This window comes from Empedobacter sp. UBA3475 (genome assembly GCF_002378465.1).
GTDB classification, from domain to species: domain Bacteria; phylum Bacteroidota; class Bacteroidia; order Flavobacteriales; family Weeksellaceae; genus Empedobacter; species Empedobacter falsenii_B.
Genome location: NZ_DFRA01000030.1, coordinates 1 through 17,583, shown reverse-complemented (window position 1 = coordinate 17,583; position 17,583 = coordinate 1). Strand labels below are relative to the sequence as shown.

Here is a 17,583-nt window from a genome sequence, read left to right as displayed (position 1 = left end):
CCGCTCGTTAAGCGGATTTTTTTGTTTCTATATCTAAGATTAAGATTCTTTCAATGATTTAATATCAATCACAAAACGGTACTTCACATCAGATTTCATCATTCGCTCGTAAGCTTCATTAATGTTTTGAATATCGATCATTTCGACATCAGACACAATATTATGTTCTCCACAAAAATCTAACATTTCTTGTGTTTCCTTGATTCCTCCAATTAAAGATCCTGCTAAATTACGACGTTTCATAATCAATAAACCTCCGTGAACAGCATCTAAAGGCTCGATAGCTCCAACCATACACATTGTTTTATCTAATTTTAATAATTGTAAATATGGATTAACATCGTGTTTCACAGGAATTGTATTCAATAAAAAATCGAATGAATTTGCATGCGTTTTCATTTGCGTTGCATCTTTCGAAATCAAAACCTCATCAGCTCCAAGTTTCTTTGCATCTTCACCTTTAGATTCAGAAGTTGTAATCATCACAACATGAGCACCCATTGCTTTTGCAAATTTAACACCCATATGTCCCAAACCTCCAAGACCAATTATACCAACTTTATCGCCCGATTTTACATTCCAGTGACGCAAAGGCGACCACGTTGTAATTCCCGCACACAACAATGGCGCAGCAGCTTTTACATCGATATTTTCGGGTACGTGAAGCACAAAATCTTCTTCTACCACGATGTTTTCTGAATAACCACCGTAAGTGATTCCACCATGTTTCGAGTTTTTAGAATTGTACGTTCCTGTAAAACCATTTTCACAATACTGCTCCAAACCTTCGTCGCAAGAATGACAATGTTGACAAGATTCTACCATACAACCTACTCCAACCAAATCTCCAACTTTAAACTTTGTTACATCAGAACCAATTTCTTTTACTCGACCAATAATTTCGTGCCCTGGAACAACTGGATAATTTGGTTTTCCCCAATCGCCTTTCGCTGTATGAATATCGCTGTGACAAACTCCACAATACTCGATATCTATAAAAATATCTTTCGCATGTAAATGTCGACGTTCTATTGTGTGTGGCGCTAATGGATCAGTTTCATTAAACGCTGCGTATGTTTTTGTGTTCATTATTTTTAAAATTTTTAACCCTATAAAATTAAAAAATCTACCTGAATAATCAGATGGTTTTGAATGAATTAAATTATAATTATTTCAATTTTTTGATTCCCATGTTCCACAAAGTGAATGCATATTTATCAGCTGTTTCATTAATCACAACTTCTGTCGAACGACCTGCTCCGTGACCAGCTTTCGTTTCAATTCTGATTAAAACTGGATTATCACACGCTTGTTTCGCTTGTAAATTAGCCGCAAACTTGTACGAATGCGCAGGAACTACACGATCATCATGATCTCCTGTTGTGACTAATGTAGCAGGATAACATGTTCCTTCTTTTACATTGTGAACTGGTGAATAACCTTTCAAATACTCGAACATTTCTTTGCTGTCATCAGCAGTTCCGTAGTCATAACCCCAACCTGCACCAGCAGTAAACGTATGATAACGTAACATATCTAAAACCCCAACCGCAGGCAATGCTACTTTTGCTATTTTTGGATTAATTGTTTCTGTTGCGCCAACTAATAATCCTCCGTTAGATCCTCCTGATAATGCAGTAAAATCTGGTGAAGTATAATTATTTTTCTGTAAATATTCTGCAGCAGCAATGAAATCATTAAAAACATTTAATTTATTGAATTGACGCCCTCCATCGTGCCATTTTTTACCATATTCTCCACCTCCACGTAAGTTTGGAACAGCGTAAACTCCACCATTTTCAATCCAAGCAGCAGTTGCTGGACTAAATCCTGGCGTTAAACTAATATTGAATCCTCCGTATCCATAAACGATTGTAGGATTTTTACCATTTTTCTTCAATCCTTTTTTATACGTAATAATCATCGGAACTTTTGTTCCATCTTTTGACGTATAAAAAACTTGTTCAGAAATGTAATCATCTGAATTAAATTTTACATTTGGTTTAATGTAAACATCCGAAGATCCCGTTTCTACATTGTATTTGTAGCTTGTAGATGGTGTGATATAATTTGAAAATCCGAAATAGATTTCTTTCTCTGATTTTTTTCCTCCAAATCCTGATGCAGAACCAACGCCTGGCAATGTAATTTGACGGACTTTTGATCCATCATATTTGTATTGCTCCACAACCGAAATTGCATCTTTTAAGTATTTAGCAAATAAATAACCTCCTCCTGTAGAAACAGATAATACATTTTCAGTTTCTGGAATAACTATTTTCCAAGCAGCTTCGCTCAAATCAGAAATAGTTGCTTTAACTACTTTATTGTTTGGTGCTTTGTTATTTGTAAAAATGTAGAAAGTCTCTCCATCGTTATCAATCACAGAAGTATTTGTATCAAAATTATTCACAATTGTTTTGATTGGGCTATTTGCTTGAGACAAATCTTGATAATACAACTCATTTCCAGTTGTTGTATTTGCAGCTGTAATAATTAAGAAACGCTCATCATCCGTCAAATAAGCACCAACATAGCGGCGAGGTGTTTCTGCTCCTCCAAAAATCAATTGATCTTTTTTCTGAGCTGTTCCTAATTTGTGGTAATATAATTTGTGTTGATCTGTTTTCTCAGATAATTCAGATCCTTTTGGTTTATCATAAGACGAATAGTAGAAACCGTCGTTTCCTTTCCAAGCTGTTCCAGAGAATTTAACATCAATCAATGTTTCTCCAACTTGTGTTTTATCTTTTGCGTTAAGAACAATTACTTTTCTCCAATCTGATCCACCTTCTGAAATTGAATAGGCAACTAAGCTTCCATCTTTAGAAAAGCTAACATCAGCCAACGAAACAGAACCATCTTTCGAGAATTTATTCGGATCTAAAAAAACTTCTTCTGTTCCATTTTCACCTAATTTACGGTACAAAACTGAGTGTTGTTGTAAACCATCATTTTTGTAGTAATACGTATAATCTCCTTCTTTAAAAGGAGTCGAAATTTTCTCGTAATTCCAGATATCCGTCAACGATTTTTTCAATTGTGTACGTAATGGAATTTCATTCAAATAAGCATAAGTTGCTTTATTTTGTTCAATTACCCATTTCTTAGTATCTTCAGACAAATCATCTTCCAACCAACGATATGGATCTTGTACATTCTCTCCAAAATACGTATCAACATGATCAATTTTTTTTGAATCTGGATACTTTTTCTTATAACTCTGTGCATTCACTCCTACCATAAGGGCAACATTAAATAAAATAAAAGCAGTTTTTTTCATTTCTTCTTAGTATAGCTGTTTTGGTAAAGATAATAAAATCAAAAAGATAAATTGGTATTGAAAAAAATGATTTATTTTTGGGCAAAATCCTCTCAGATTTTAATTGAAATGAATACTTACAACTTCGCGGCAACTTAACGTTAAATTCATTTTGATTTAAAAATTTATCAAGTATTTTTAATTTTTTTAAAACCAAAAAAATGACTGTAGAAAAGTCTTTAACAGCCAAAATTGGGTCTATTTTTTCGTTAATTAAACAATCTTTTTCAAGCGAAAACTTAGATTTAACCGCGTTACCAATCAAAAAATCAGTCTTTCTATTAGCAATTCCGATGATGTTCGAAATGGTGATGGAATCTGTCTTTGCATTGGTCGATTTATATTTTGTAGGACATTTAAAAGAAAGCGCTTTCGCCATACAAACCGTTGGTCTTACAGAATCTTTATTAACAATTGTTTATTCGATTTCAATAGGAATAAGTATGGCTGCAACTGCCATTATTGCACGAAGAATTGGAGAAAAGAAACCCGAAAAAGCTTCGGAAAGTGCTTCGCAAGCAATTTTATTATCGATAATCATTACAATTCTGTTGAGTATTTTCGGATTTATATTCGCCAAAGATTTATTGATTTGGATGGGATCATCTGAACAAGCCGCAGAATACGGGAAGAATTTTACTAAAATAATGATGGCAAGTTGTTTATCAATTGTATTATTATTCTTGATTAACGGAATTTTTCGCGGAGCTGGAAATGCAGCAATTGCGATGAAAAGTTTGTGGTTAGCTAACGGAATAAATATTATTCTGTGTCCAATTCTTGTTCGCGGATGGTTCTTTTTTCCTGAAATGGGATTAGAAGGAGCAGCCTTAGCTACTGCAATTGGTAGAAGTGGTGGTGTGGTTTATCAATTGTATGGTTTAACGAAAAAAGATTCATTAATTCAAATCAAATGGAGTTATTTCGTTCCAAAATCTAAACTAATTATCAATATTGTAAAAATTGCAGTTCCTGCTATTGTACAATATATTATTGCAAGTTGTAGTTGGATTATTCTCGCTCGAATTGTTGCTCAATCTGGTGGAGAAATTGCCTCATCTGGTTATCAAACTGCTTTACGTTTGATGATGTTTTTTATGTTACCTGCTTGGGGATTGAGTAATGCTGCGGCAACTTTAGTTGGTCAAAATTTAGGAAATAAAGATCCCGAAAAAGCTGAAAAATCGGTCCTTATGACCATGAAATTTAACATCATTTACATGTTGATTGTAAGTGTTATTTTCTATGGATTAAGCAATTATTTAGTCTCAATTTTTACAACAGAAGAACATATCAAAATTGTTGCAAAAGAAGGAATGTACATTTTGGCAACTGGTTTCTTATTATACGGAATTGGAATGGTAATGATGAATGCTTTTAACGGCGCGGGCGATACAATGACGCCAACGATTATCAATTTTGTTGGATTTTGGTTATTCCAAATTCCATTAGCGTATGTATTAACGTATCATTTCAACCTAAAATAAGAAGGCGTTTTTATAGCAATTCCTGTTTCGGAAACGTTTATTGCAATTTTAGCATTTATTCTTTTTAAACGTGGAAAGTGGAAACAGAAAATAGTATAAAAAAAATCGCTCATATGAGCGATTTTTTTTATGTTTTTATCCTTTGTAAGTATAATATCTTGCACCTTTCAAATCTGGAATTTCAGTTTCAATGCGATCTAAGGCAAAACCTTTCGAATCATTAATAGATGTTTTCAGATTTTTATTGTGTAGATCTTGGTATTGTTCAAAAGAAATCGCTTCTCTTTGATTCAAATAATTGAACAAATCCATTTTATTCATCACATTCTTCCAACCTTCACCAATTTGTCCTTGAAAAACTTTCGATTTAGATCCAGAACCATACGCAATAAATCCAACAGTTTTTCCATTCAACTCTTCATCATTATCAGCACTCACTTGTAAAGCCGATAAAAATGCCGTGAAAACAGAAGCTGTGTACATATTTCCGATCTCAGAAGAAGCACGTTGAGTTGGTTCTACTTTTTCTTTGATTAACGCTTTATATTCATCCGATTTTGAAACAATTTTCAAGTTATCATTCGAATTATCTTGACCATTTTCTAACGCAAAAACATCCGAAAACATTCTTTTTCCTTGAAATGCATAAGGCAAGTGAAAAGCAATATATCGCCAATTTTCGTACAATTTTCCTTCAACACCTGCTTTTTCTTTAAAATTAAAATAAGCTTCTCTTACTCTATTCTTATAACATTCGTTAGAATATTGCCCTTCGAAAACTGGTTCATCTGAAAAAATTTCGATTTCAGATTTTGTTGTTCCTAAAGCATTCAAAATCGCTTCATCAGAAGTTGATTGATGTGGTTTAAAGAAATCAAAAACAGATTCCATGCCAATTCCCCAATTGTTATCAAACGCAATCAAATCTGGTTGATTCGAGATTAACATCGCTACTGCACCAGCACCTTGCGTATATTCTCCCGTCGATTCTAAGCCATATTTTGCATAATCGGCTGCAATTACAATTGCTTTTTTAGCTGGATTTACACGAACATAATCAATAGAATTGTGAATCGCATCTACTCCACCCACACACGCAAACGTCATATCCACAACATCTGTATGTCTAAAAGGTCGTTCACCAAATTGTTTAGCCAAAACAGATTCTACCAATTGTACTGCATAAGTTGCGGTTGGTTTTGCTCCATCTAAAGCGCTTTCTGTTCCTAAATAAATTCGTCCGATTTCAGTTGGATTTATATCAAAATCTGTGATTAATTTCAACAAAGCATTCGCAGCGATAGTTGCTGTATCTTCATGAACATCTAAAACAGACATTTTTTTTAATCCTAATCCTATTTCAAGTTTATCAGGATCAATATTGCGCTGAATTGCTAAATCTTTTATTGGTAAATATATATGCGGAACGTAGATAGAAGCCGCCTCTATTCCATACTTCATTTTCGTTGATTTTTAAGCGAACTTCAAAGTTAAGAGTATTTAATTTTTAGTAAGCATGAAATAAATCCTGAATTTTAAGAAATCAATAATCATTATAAAAAAACAAAAAAATAGAGGTTTAATTAGAATATTTCTTAATTTTAAGTCTATAATTTTAAATATTTTTTTTTCAAAATGGCTCGTACTTTTTACAAATCAATCAAAAATTCTGTCAAATATTGGTGGATTTTATTAATCATTGGATTATTATTCGTTGGACTTGGAATTTATACATTCGCATTTCCAACAGCATCGTATGTTGCACTTTCAGTATTTTTTGCTGTATCTTTTTTATTCTCTGGAATTTCGGAAATTGTTTTTTCGATCTCAAATAAAGATGAAATTGACAGTTGGGGCTGGACATTAACGTATGGAATTATCACAACAATTGTTGGATTTATGTTAGTTGTTAATCCTATTTTAAGCTTAGAAGTTTTTGCTTATTATGTTGGGTTCTTAGTGTTATTCCGCTCAATTTCTGGAATTAGTTATGCTTTCGACCTAAAAAATTATGGCGTAAAAGATTGGGGAATTTCTCTGTTCTTAGCTATTATTGGATTAATCATTTCCCTAATTTTATTATCATCTCCACAATTAGCAGGTTTAACAGCAGTAGCTTGGCTTGGATTAGCTGTAATTTCATCAGGATTATTTGCTATTTTTATTTCGCTTCAATTGAAGAAAATAAAAGATATCCCGAATAATATTTCAGACGATTTGAGAAGTCGATATGAAGAAATTAGAAAAGAAATCGAAGATTTTAAAAATCAATAAAAAACAAAAACCTCCACTTTAATTGAAGTGGAGGTTTTTGTTTTATTTTCCTAAGATTCCTTCTAAAAATCCAGTTTTAAAAGATTCAATCATAACATCTGGTTGATCTATAAAATTTAGAAAACCATAAGCTAGAACTGCACCTATAGCAATTTTTCCAATTGATAACAAAGATAGCTTTTTCATATTACCTTGATTTAAAATTAAATATAATAAATATTTACAATATCGGTGCTAATAATCTACAAATCGATGCAAACGCACGGTTATACCAAGGTCTATTTTCCCATTTTTCAATAGTTAATAATTCTGAATCCTCTTTATCTATATCAAATTGAGCACTCATTTGTTGCAATAACGTTGCATTTTCAATCACCGAAGTAATCTCGAAATTAATCATAAAACTACGATAATCTAAATTCACTGTTCCAATAAAAGCCAATTTATCATCAACCGTTATTGTTTTGGCGTGAATAAATCCTTTTTCGTATAAATAAACTTTTACACCCCGCTTCATCAAAGGTTTTAGGAATGATAATGACGCTTGTTGCACTACAATAGAATCGCCTTTTTTAGGGATAATCAACTCCACTTCTACTCCGCTCGAAACAGCAATCATCATCGCTGTCTTAAATTCGTCACTTGGTATAAAATATGGTGTACACAATTGCACTTTCTTTTTCGCTAAAGTAATTGCCAAAATCATCGCTTCCATTGCCGAATGTACATCACTACCAGGCGAAGAAAGTCCGAAACTAACAGTTGCAGCATCTTCAAAAATCTTACTTTGAGAATTGTAAAAATAATTTGAATCAGAAATATTATACTTTTTGCCTTCCGTCATCATCCAATTTAAGTAAAAATGCAATTGCAAACTATTGATAGAATCTCCTTCAATCATCACAGAAGTATCACGCCAATAAATCTTATTATTTGGACTTATTACACCATTTTGATTGATGTATTTATCACTAATGTTAATTCCTCCTAAAAATGCTTTTTTACCATCAACAATCAAAATTTTACGGTGATTACGGTAATTAGAATTTGCCAAAGAAGAAAATCGAACAGGTAAAAATGTTTGAAACTCCACACCTGTTCCATCAAATCTTGAGTGATGTTTATTCAGTTTTGATGATCCAAAATCATCCGCAGTTACACGAACTTCTACACCATTTTTAGCTTTTTCAATCAGAATATCAATGATTTCATTTCCAATATGATCTTCACCAAAAATGTAATATTCGAGATGAATATGATTTTTAGCTTCACGTAAAGCTTCCAAAAAAAGAGGAAATTTTTCTTCTCCATTTGTCAACAACTTTACTTTATTATTTGTTGCAGGATAAGAAACTCTTGCATTATTTAAATAACGATAAACCTGTGACAAAGAACCAATTCTTGCATTTACTTTATCTAAATCATCGTGAACAAATTGATCCATTTCAGCCCATTTTTCATTGATGATTTTTTGATGATTCTTATCTATATGTTTAAAAAATTCATCTTTTTTAAATTTCTGTCCAAAGAAAAAATATAAGATTATTCCAATAAACGGTAGAAAAACAATCACCAGTATCCATGCAATTGTTTTAGTAGGGTTTCGATTTTCGATCAAAATAGTAACAATCACCATTATATAAAGGACGGTAAGCGGAACCCAATACCATTCTTTGATAAAATTCCAGATGTGCAAAAGTGTGATTGACCATTCCATTTGTTACCAATTCGTAATTTTTATAAAAATAAATGAATAAAAATCAATTCATTAAAAAAATAATAGAAAATATTTAAAAATAATTTTGGAAATATAAAACAAACCTTCTTATATTTGCAATCCAAAATGACGGTGCCTTAGCTCAGTTGGTAGAGCAAAGGACTGAAAATCCTTGTGTCCCTGGTTCGATTCCTGGAGGCACCACCACATTTATAAAACCTCAAGCATGTGTTTGAGGTTTTTTTTTTGAATGAACATAACAATTTATTCATCGAGTATTTTAGAGTTGTATCTAAATATTCCGTAAATTGCATAAAACATGGAAATAGGAAATAGACCTTGGGGTTCGTACTACGTATTAGAGGACACCGATATATATAAATTAAAAAGAATAGAAGTGAATGTTGGCGGGCGTTTGTCTTACCAATACCACAATCATCGTGCAGAAGTTTGGACAATTGTTCAGGGTACTGCAATGGTAACACTTGATGATAAAGAATATGAATACAAAGCAGGTGAAGTCGTTATTATTCCATTAAAAGCAAAACATCGTATTCAGAACATAGGTAATGAGACTCTAATTTTTATCGAAGTTCAACATGGTACGTATTTTGGTGAGGAAGACATCATTCGAATTGAAGATGATTACAACCGATCATCTGAAGATTAATAAAAACTAACTATAAAAGACTAAACTAATTCACTATGAAAATCGGAATTACATTTAGTGCTTTTGATTTGCTTCATGCGGGACATATCAAAATGCTAGAAGACGCAAAACAACATTGCGATTATTTGATTGTAGGTTTACAAACAGATCCAACATTAGATCGACCAGAAAAAAACAAACCAACACAAACTGTTGTAGAACGCTACATTCAGTTAAAAGGTTGCAAATTTGTTGACGAAATTGTGCCTTATGCAACTGAAGAAGATTTGGAAGATGTTTTGAGATCTTTCAAAATTGATGTGCGTATTTTAGGTATTGAATATCAAGATAAAAACTTCACAGGACGTAAATATTGTGAAGAAAAAGGAATCGAATTGTATTACAATTCAAGAGACCACCGTTTCTCAAGTTCTGGCCTTAGAAAAGTGGTTGCTGAAAAAGAACTTCTTAAAGTTGTAAAATAAAAATTGAGTAAGGTTAGAGTTTATCTAACCTTTTTTATTTACAATACTTTCTCAATCAAAAAATTAATGTAAAAAATAATTCTAAAAATTATACCTTTGCAAAATGTCAAATATAGTTGCAATTGTAGGAAGACCAAACGTTGGTAAATCTACGTTCTTCAACAGAATGATCCAAAAAAGACAAGCTATCGTTGATGACACTTCTGGTGTTACACGTGATCGTCATTATGGAAAATCTGATTGGAATGGAAAAGAGTTTACCGTAATCGATACCGGAGGGTATGTCGTTGGTTCAGATGATACCTTTGAAGAAGAGATCCGCAAGCAAGTTGAATTGGCTATTGATGAAGCAAATGTAATTTTGTTCATGGTAGACAATCAAGTTGGTTTAACGGATATGGATAAGGAAGTTGGCAACCTTTTAAGACGCACTAAGAAGCCTACATTCTTAGTTGTGAATAAGGTCGATACCAACAAAAATTTAGAAGATTCTTATGAGTTTTATAACTTAGGATTCGAAAAAATGTACACTATCGCTGCAATGAGCGGAAGTGGAACAGGTGAATTATTAGATGATGTGGTAGATTGTTTTAAAGAAGAACAACACATTGATCCATTCGAAGGTTTACCTAAAATTACAATCGTAGGTCGTCCAAATGCTGGAAAATCTACATTAATCAATGCATTATTAGGTGAAGAACGTAATATTGTAACGGATATCGCAGGAACAACACGTGATTCTATCGAAACGTTGTACAATAAATTTGGACACGAATTTGTTTTGGTAGACACTGCCGGAATGCGTAAAAAAGGAAAAGTAAGCGAAGATTTAGAATTTTATTCTGTGATGCGTTCGGTTCGTGCAATCGAAGAATGCGACGTTTGTGTCTTAGTAATTGATGCAGAACGTGGTATTGAAGCACAAGATTTGAATATTCTTTATTTAGCAGAACGTAACCGAAAAGGTGTGGTCATCTTAATCAACAAATGGGATTTATTGGAAAAAGAAACCAATACAATGAAAGAATACAAAGATGCTATTCTAAAACGTATTGCGCCTTTTACAGACGTTCCTGTGTTGTTTATCTCGGCTCTTACAAAACAACGTGTCTTGAAAGCTGTGGATACATTTATCGAAGTTTACGAGAACCGCAGTCGTCGTATCAAAACAAGTAAATTAAACGAAACCTTGTTACCGATTATCGAGATTACACCTCCACCTGCAGTAAAAGGAAAATACATCAAAATCAAATATGTAACGCAGTTACCTACAAAAACGCCTCAATTTGCGTTTTTCTGTAACTTGCCGCAATATATTAGAGATCCTTACAAACGATTTATCGAAAATCAATTGAGAAAGGAATTCAATTTTGAAGGAGTTCCTATTGAAGTTTACTTCAGAAAGAAATAATAAAAATCCAAAAAGTCCATTTACAATTTGTAGATGGACTTTTTTATTGATAACAATAGAATTTAACATTCATAAAAAAAGCTCAACGATTGCCGCTGAGCATTTTTGTGACCGAGACAGGATTCAAACCTGTAACCTCTTGAGCCGTAATCAAGTGCGCTATTCAGTTGCGCCACTCGGCCGTTTGAAATAATTGAAAGTATTTTCCTTTATTTTCGAATGCAAATATACAGCACTTTCATCGTAAAAACCTAATCTTTTTAAGAAAAATTCTAAACATTAATTTAATTTACAACGAATCAATTGCTTACAAAAATATTTTTTTATGATTTCATCCTATTTCTTAACTTGCCTGCTCTAAATTCAATCCAAATGATAAAAAAATTTATTCTAACCTCATTCGTTCTTCTTGCCATTAGTAGTTGTAAACAGTCGAAAGAAGCTGTTAAAACTGAACAAGAAAATACAACTTTTCAGTTTGCAAAAAATATTTCTATCGAAGAAAACAACGAAACAATCACGATAAAATCTTCTGGAAATACAATTTCATTTGATAAAAAAGACTTGCCTATCAAAACTGTGATGGTTGAAACTTCATCTGCCGTGACGTTTTTAGATCAATTAGAAAGTCTTGACTTAATCAAAGGAGTTTGCGATGCAGATTTTATTTACAATCCTAAAATAGCCGAAGGAATTGCGAATAAATCAATCTTAAAAGTTGGAAATTCAAACGAATTATTCACAGAAATTATCTTAAAAAATAAGCCTCAATTGATTATTGCAAATTCAAATCCTGTTTTGGCAAAATTTCATCAACAATTGGAACAAAATGGGATAAAAGTATTGTATTTAGATGAATACAAAGAGCAAAATCCAATAGGACAAGTTGAGTATTTGAAGGTTTTCGGAAAATTATTCGGAAAAGATACAGAAGCTGAAAAACGCGTAGAAACGGTTAAAAATAATTACGATTCAATCAAAAATATCATTCAAACCAAAGCACAAGGTAATGTTTCAACAATTGTGAATACAATGTATGGCGACATTTGGTACGTTCCGACAAATGACTTGTTGCAAGCAAAATTGATAGACGATGCGAAAGGAAATTATATTTTCAAGAATAAAACAGGTGAAAATAGTTTAAGTTTAACATTTGAAGAAGTTTATACAGCTGGAAAATCTGCAAATTATTGGATCAATGCAACAAACGTGAATTCTTTGGCAGAAATGAAAGCTTCTTATCCAAATTATGCGTGGTTTGATGCGTTTAAGAAAGGAAATGTCTACGCTTACAACAAACGAATGAATGCAAAAGGTTCGAATGATTATTTTGAGCAAGGAATTCTTCGTCCAGATATTATTTTGAATGATTTAGGAAAAATTTTCTATCCAAATTTATTTCCAACGTATGATTTATACTTTTATCAACAATTGAAATAAATGATTGAAATTATTCAAAAATTCGAAGATTTTGTTCTAAAATCTTCGAATTTATCCATTTCAACTCTTGAAAAAGATGCAGAATGTGACGAATATATAGGGTATAATTTCAATGTTAAAGAATTTTCTATAAAATTTAGAAAAGCGAAAATTACGCCTAAAAAAGTTGGTCAATTTGTAACATTATGGAAACGAAATACAGCTAAACAAACCAAACCTTTCGGCGAAAATGATGGTTTTGATTATTACATTATTGCGGCAGAAGATGATTCTAAACTAGGTTTTTATATTTTTCCGAAATCAATTTTAATTGAAAAACATATTTTGAGCTCAATTAAAAAAGAAGGAAAACGAGGTTTTAGAGTTTATCCGAATTGGGTAAAACCTGAAAATAAACAAGCGGAGAAAACTCAAAATTGGCAACAAGATTATTTTGTAGAAGTCAACAATCAACAAATTGATAAAACCAAGTTAGAAAAGATATTCAACAAAAAACGGAATTCAAATTGAGTTCCGTTTTTTTGTTATTTTTTCAAAAATTCGAATCCAAATAAAAATAAGCTTCACTGATAAAATCACTAATATTTGACGCAATTAAACTATGTGGATGAATTTTATTTACAGCCAAATCTCCAGCCAATCCATGTAAATAAACACCTAAAATTGAAGCTTCTGATGAATGATAACCTTGTCCAATTAGCGACGCAATAATTCCACTCAACGTATCTCCAGATCCAGCAGTTGCCATTCCCCAATTTCCTGTCGAATTGAAATAAATTTTACCTTCGGATGTAATAACTGCAGTATAAAAACCTTTTATAATAAATGTCAATTGATGAAAAACAGCAAGTTTTTTAACTTTTTCTAATTTCTCAAAATCATTTTCCCATTCTCCAATTAAACGTTGTAACTCTTTTGGATGCGGTGTTAAAACTGAATCTTGTGGAATCAACGTAAAACAATCTTTCTGATTAGCTAAACAATTTAATGCATCAGCATCAATCACCAAAGGTTGTTGTTGATTCTTAATCCAATTGATAAAATTTTCTTCTGTAGTTGGGTGTTGTCCCATTCCCATTCCAACAGCAACTCCTTGATAAATTTTTATCTCAGGAAAATGTTCAATTTGTTTTTCTGAATCATCAGTCAAACTCATTGATTCTATCAAATTTGTTTGCAAAATATTTAATCCACATTGAGGAGTATAAGTCGTTACCAAACCACTACCCGTCTTCAAGGCTGCTTTTGCACTTAAAATAATTGAACCTATTTTTCCTAAACTTCCACCAATTATCAACGTATGACCAAATGTACCTTTGTGCGAAAACTGACTTGGTTTCTTTAGAAATTTCTGAACATCATTTTTCTGTATAAAATAATAATTTGTCTCAAATTCATTACTCACATTTTGTTCTAATCCAATATCTAACAAAATAAATTCATCGGTATAAATCTGATTTTCAGGAAATAATAAACCTAATTTAGGAACCTGAAAAGTATATGTTTTATTTGATTTACAACACGGAAAATATTTTTGCATAGGAGAATCAGCAATAAAACCAGAAGGCAAATCTATCGAGATAATTTGCGTCGGATTTGACTCTGCTATTTGATTGAAGACTGAATTCCAATCATCATGCAAAGGTTGATTAATTCCAATTCCGAAAATAGCATCGATAATAACTGAATTTTCAGGAAGTTGTAACTCTTCATTCACATTAAAAAAATGTAAATCATCAGAACTCAAAAGTTGTTGATTCTTTACATTATTTTCGCTATAATTCTCTGATTTCAATATATAAATCAATGTTTTATACCCTAATTTTTTCAGTTCTCTTGCAACTCCCAATCCATCTCCTCCATTATTCCCTTTTCCACAAAAAATAATAATGGGTGATTCTTTAGAGGGAATATCATTCACTATATTTTCAGTCAATTTCAATACAGCTCGCTCCATCAAATCCCAAGAGGATATATTTTGATGTTTGATCGTTAATTGATCCCATTCTTTTATCTGTTTTGAATTGAGTATTTTCATGAATAACATTTGTTTACATAAAGGTAGTAAATAAAAAAAGGAACTCAATTTGAGCTCCTTTTTTTATTTATATTCTATTCATCTTAAAATAATTCTGATTGAAATTGCTCTAAGAAACGTTTATCATTTTCTGTGTACAAACGGATATCCCCAATTTGATACAACAACAACGCAATACGCTCAATTCCCATACCGAATGCATAACCCGAATATTTCTCAGGATCGATATCTACATTGCGCAAAACGTTAGGATCTACCATTCCACATCCCATAATTTCTAACCAACCTGTACCCTTTGTCATACGATAATCAGTTTCAGTTTCTAATCCCCAATACACGTCAACCTCCGCAGAAGGCTCTGTAAATGGGAAATATGAAGGACGCAAACGAATTTCAGATTTACCAAATAACTCAGTTGTAAAATAACTTAACGTTTGTTTCAAATCTGCAAACGAAACACCTTCGTCAATGTATAAACCTTCAATTTGGTGGAACATCATATGCGAACGAGACGAAATAGCTTCGTTACGGTAAACACGACCTGGCGCTAAGAAACGCATTGGAGGTTGATTTTTCTCCATATGACGAATCTGCGTAGACGATGTATGCGTACGCAACACGATATCTGGATCAGTTTCGATGAAAAATGTATCTTGCATGTCTCTCGCAGGGTGATGTGCAGGCAAATTTAACGCTGTAAAATTGTGCCAATCATCTTCGATTTCTGGCCCTTCAGAAACGCTGAATCCAATGCGATTAAAAATCTCGATAATACGATTTTTTGTAATGTTAATTGGATGACGAGATCCCAATGTAAAAGGCTCTCCAGGACGCGTCAAATCTATAGAAGAATCAGTTTTTCCTTCGTTTGAAATTTCATTTTTAAGAACAGTTGATTTTTCTGTTGCCAATGTTTTTAATTCATTCACAACTTGACCAAATTCCTTTTTTTGTTCATTCGGAACAGATTTGAACTGTGTAAACAAGTCTGTTAAAATTCCTTTTTTTCCTAAAAATTTAATTCTGAATTCTTCAATTTCAGCAGCATTTGTTGAATGGAAGTTTTTTACTTCTTCAATATATTGTTTGATTTGGTCAATCATAATTTCTGATCAATTTGATTACAAATTTAACCGATAATCAACTTATAACAAATTATTCGAGTACTTTTATTAAAAACGTCTAATTCTTATAAATAAAAATCCTCCTAAGAAAACTTAAGAGGATTTGATTGATATTATATTTTTAAAAATTATTTTCCAAATACTTCTTTTACTTTAGCAGTAATTCGTTCTCGTTCTGCATCTGTCAAATTAGAACCAGAAGGTAAACATAAACCATTTTCGAATAATTCTTCTGCTACTTTTCCTCCATAATAAGGTGCATCAGCAAAAACAGGTTGCATGTGCATAGGTTTCCATAATGGACGAGATTCGATATCATCTTCTAAAAAAGCTAAACGCAACTCTTCGCGCGTTTTCCCCGCTACTTTTGGATCAATTAAAATTGCTGACAACCAATGATTAGAAAAATAATCAGAAGTTGGTTCTACAAAAACAGTTACTCCATCAATATCCGCAAATAAATCTTGATAGAATTTGTTCATTGCGCGACGAGCTTCCACTCTACTTGGTAGAACTTCCATTTGTCCACGACCAATACCTGCTGTAATATTACTCATACGGTAATTGTACCCAATATGTGAGTGTTGATAATGAGGTGCATTATCGCGTGCTTGTGTCGCTAAAAATACTGCTTTATCTTTATCTTCTTGTGTTTGACAAACTAATGCTCCACCACCAGAAGTTGTTATAATTTTATTCCCATTAAACGATAACGCTCCAAAACGACCAAAAGTCCCTGCTGCTTTTTCTTTGTATTTAGAACCTAAAGCTTCTGCAGCATCTTCTATCACAGGAATGTTATATTTATCAGCAACAGCATGTACTTCGTCTACTTTATATGGCATTCCGTACAAATGAACAGCTAATATCGCCTTTGGTTTTTTTCCTTTTGAAATTCTATCTTTAATTGCTTCTTCTAATGCAATTGGACAAATGTTCCATGTATCTTTTTCAGAATCAATAAAAACAGGTGTAGCTCCTTGATAAGCAATTGGATTTGCTGTTGCTGAGAATGTCATCGATTGACAGATTACCTCATCACCATTCTTCACTCCTAGCAATATAAGAGCTAAATGTAAAACAGAAGTACAACTATTTAATGCAACAATTGGATTTGATGTATTCAACACTTTTTGAATATCAAACTCAAATCCATCAATATTGTCACCAATAGATGTAATCCAATTTTTATCAAAAGCATCTTGAATATATTTCATTTCATTTCCTGAAAGATGTGGAGATGAAAGCCAGATTTTAGTTAGCATTTGGTTAGTTGTATTAATAGTTCAAATTTAGCATAAAACTATGATTTTTGCTTCATTAGTTTATCATAAAACTTCATAAAATAAAAAATCTTATCAATACTCTCTCAAACATTTTCTTAACGTGAGAGTTTTAATGCCGGTTTTTTTCATCCTTTTTTAATATTAAAATCCACTTTTAACAACATTTGAGATTAAAAATTCTTTAATGTCACTTTTTTATTCATTCCTTATCTATTTTAATTATTTACATTCATATGCCCTTCGGGGAACAGACTAAAAAGTAACCAAAAAGTCAAGGCCGTAAACCTCTCTACTAAAAATGTTTTCATTTCACTAAAGATTTTACAAACCCTACGGGCTAAAACCTTTTT

14 protein-coding genes, 2 tRNA genes and 1 pseudogene are annotated in these 17,583 nt (G+C 32.2%); 8 read left to right on the top strand and 9 right to left on the bottom strand.

From position 1 onward, the window contains the following. Positions 1-39 precede the first annotated feature (39 nt). A complete protein-coding gene (locus tag B3I31_RS06320; protein WP_291059462.1) occupies positions 40-1,089 on the bottom strand; it encodes an NAD(P)-dependent alcohol dehydrogenase in 1,050 nt (349 codons plus the stop codon). A 79-nt stretch (positions 1,090-1,168) separates the two neighbouring features. Next, complete coding sequence (locus B3I31_RS06315) at positions 1,169-3,283, bottom strand: prolyl oligopeptidase family serine peptidase (RefSeq protein ID WP_286495839.1); 2,115 nt, start codon at positions 3,281-3,283, stop codon at positions 1,169-1,171. A gap of 200 nt (positions 3,284-3,483) precedes the next feature. Between B3I31_RS06315 and B3I31_RS06310 the strand changes: the two are divergent. Further along, positions 3,484-4,908 (top strand): annotated as a pseudogene (locus tag B3I31_RS06310) (MATE family efflux transporter). Between the two features lie 36 nt (positions 4,909-4,944). Here B3I31_RS06310 and B3I31_RS06305 read toward each other — a convergent pair. Then, positions 4,945-6,270, bottom strand: a complete 1,326-nt coding sequence (locus B3I31_RS06305) for a hydroxymethylglutaryl-CoA synthase family protein (protein ID WP_291087781.1) — start codon at positions 6,268-6,270, stop codon at positions 4,945-4,947. A 174-nt stretch (positions 6,271-6,444) separates the two neighbouring features. On the opposite strand from B3I31_RS06305, the gene B3I31_RS06300 reads away from it, so the two are divergent. Then, the gene (locus tag B3I31_RS06300) at positions 6,445-7,083 is read left to right on the top strand and encodes an HdeD family acid-resistance protein (RefSeq protein WP_291078532.1); all 639 of its coding nucleotides are present in this window, start codon (positions 6,445-6,447) and stop codon (positions 7,081-7,083) included. A 42-nt stretch (positions 7,084-7,125) separates the two neighbouring features. Here B3I31_RS06300 and B3I31_RS06295 read toward each other — a convergent pair whose 3' ends face one another. Continuing rightward, positions 7,126-7,269, bottom strand: coding sequence for a hypothetical protein (locus B3I31_RS06295; protein ID WP_168801854.1), 144 nt, complete (start codon positions 7,267-7,269; stop codon positions 7,126-7,128). Between the two features lie 34 nt (positions 7,270-7,303). Next, positions 7,304-8,800, bottom strand: a complete 1,497-nt coding sequence (cls, locus tag B3I31_RS06290; protein WP_291087778.1) for a cardiolipin synthase — start codon at positions 8,798-8,800, stop codon at positions 7,304-7,306. A 131-nt stretch (positions 8,801-8,931) separates the two neighbouring features. On the opposite strand from cls, the gene B3I31_RS06285 reads away from it, so the two are divergent. The 4 genes from B3I31_RS06285 to der all read left to right on the top strand — a co-directional run bounded on the left by B3I31_RS06285 (position 8,932) and on the right by der (position 11,345). Further along, positions 8,932-9,007 (top strand) — tRNA-Phe (locus tag B3I31_RS06285). A gap of 112 nt (positions 9,008-9,119) precedes the next feature. Beyond that, complete coding sequence (locus B3I31_RS06280) at positions 9,120-9,470, top strand: phosphomannose isomerase type II C-terminal cupin domain (protein WP_038336510.1); 351 nt, start codon at positions 9,120-9,122, stop codon at positions 9,468-9,470. A gap of 35 nt (positions 9,471-9,505) precedes the next feature. Next, a complete protein-coding gene (locus B3I31_RS06275) occupies positions 9,506-9,934 on the top strand; it encodes an adenylyltransferase/cytidyltransferase family protein (protein WP_180905607.1) in 429 nt (142 codons plus the stop codon). Between the two features lie 103 nt (positions 9,935-10,037). Beyond that, complete coding sequence (gene der / locus B3I31_RS06270; protein ID WP_125349172.1) at positions 10,038-11,345, top strand: ribosome biogenesis GTPase Der; 1,308 nt, start codon at positions 10,038-10,040, stop codon at positions 11,343-11,345. A 108-nt stretch (positions 11,346-11,453) separates the two neighbouring features. Here the strand turns inward: der and B3I31_RS06265 are convergent. Further along, positions 11,454-11,527, bottom strand: a tRNA-Arg gene (locus B3I31_RS06265). A 190-nt stretch (positions 11,528-11,717) separates the two neighbouring features. Between B3I31_RS06265 and B3I31_RS06260 the strand changes: the two genes are divergently transcribed. Next, positions 11,718-12,785 (top strand): ABC transporter substrate-binding protein, encoded by a 1,068-nt coding sequence (locus B3I31_RS06260; RefSeq protein WP_291087775.1) that lies wholly within the window; start codon positions 11,718-11,720, stop codon positions 12,783-12,785. Then, positions 12,786-13,295, top strand: a complete 510-nt coding sequence (locus B3I31_RS06255; protein WP_291087773.1) for a MepB family protein — start codon at positions 12,786-12,788, stop codon at positions 13,293-13,295. A gap of 22 nt (positions 13,296-13,317) precedes the next feature. On the opposite strand, the gene B3I31_RS06250 is transcribed toward B3I31_RS06255, so the two are convergent. From B3I31_RS06250 to B3I31_RS06240, 3 genes are all read right to left on the bottom strand, one after another. Beyond that, complete coding sequence (locus B3I31_RS06250) at positions 13,318-14,823, bottom strand: NAD(P)H-hydrate dehydratase (protein WP_291087770.1); 1,506 nt, start codon at positions 14,821-14,823, stop codon at positions 13,318-13,320. 83 nt (positions 14,824-14,906) lie between these two features. Then, positions 14,907-15,926, bottom strand: a complete 1,020-nt coding sequence (locus tag B3I31_RS06245) for a phenylalanine--tRNA ligase subunit alpha (protein WP_291087767.1) — start codon at positions 15,924-15,926, stop codon at positions 14,907-14,909. Positions 15,927-16,075: 149 nt separating this feature from the next. Further along, the gene (locus B3I31_RS06240) at positions 16,076-17,212 is read right to left on the bottom strand and encodes a DegT/DnrJ/EryC1/StrS family aminotransferase (RefSeq protein WP_291087764.1); all 1,137 of its coding nucleotides are present in this window, start codon (positions 17,210-17,212) and stop codon (positions 16,076-16,078) included. Between the last annotated feature and the right edge of the window lie 371 nt (positions 17,213-17,583).

Bases quoted from the DNA above. Each gene is read 5' to 3' on its own strand.
- B3I31_RS06275 (WP_180905607.1), top strand. From the start codon at position 9,506: ATGAAAATCGGAATTACATTTAGTGCTTTTGATTTGCTTCATGCGGGA.
- B3I31_RS06240 (WP_291087764.1), bottom strand. From the start codon at position 17,212: ATGCTAACTAAAATCTGGCTTTCATCTCCACATCTTTCAGGAAATGAA.
- der (WP_125349172.1), top strand. From the start codon at position 10,038: ATGTCAAATATAGTTGCAATTGTAGGAAGACCAAACGTTGGTAAATCT.
- B3I31_RS06245 (WP_291087767.1), bottom strand. From the start codon at position 15,926: ATGATTGACCAAATCAAACAATATATTGAAGAAGTAAAAAACTTCCAT.
- B3I31_RS06315 (WP_286495839.1), bottom strand. From the start codon at position 3,283: ATGAAAAAAACTGCTTTTATTTTATTTAATGTTGCCCTTATGGTAGGA.
- B3I31_RS06320 (WP_291059462.1), bottom strand. From the start codon at position 1,089: ATGAACACAAAAACATACGCAGCGTTTAATGAAACTGATCCATTAGCG.
- B3I31_RS06250 (WP_291087770.1), bottom strand. From the start codon at position 14,823: ATGAAAATACTCAATTCAAAACAGATAAAAGAATGGGATCAATTAACG.
- B3I31_RS06280 (WP_038336510.1), top strand. From the start codon at position 9,120: ATGGAAATAGGAAATAGACCTTGGGGTTCGTACTACGTATTAGAGGAC.
- B3I31_RS06255 (WP_291087773.1), top strand. From the start codon at position 12,786: ATGATTGAAATTATTCAAAAATTCGAAGATTTTGTTCTAAAATCTTCG.
- B3I31_RS06305 (WP_291087781.1), bottom strand. From the start codon at position 6,270: ATGAAGTATGGAATAGAGGCGGCTTCTATCTACGTTCCGCATATATAT.
- cls (WP_291087778.1), bottom strand. From the start codon at position 8,800: ATGGAATGGTCAATCACACTTTTGCACATCTGGAATTTTATCAAAGAA.
- B3I31_RS06300 (WP_291078532.1), top strand. From the start codon at position 6,445: ATGGCTCGTACTTTTTACAAATCAATCAAAAATTCTGTCAAATATTGG.
- B3I31_RS06295 (WP_168801854.1), bottom strand. From the start codon at position 7,269: ATGAAAAAGCTATCTTTGTTATCAATTGGAAAAATTGCTATAGGTGCA.
- B3I31_RS06260 (WP_291087775.1), top strand. From the start codon at position 11,718: ATGATAAAAAAATTTATTCTAACCTCATTCGTTCTTCTTGCCATTAGT.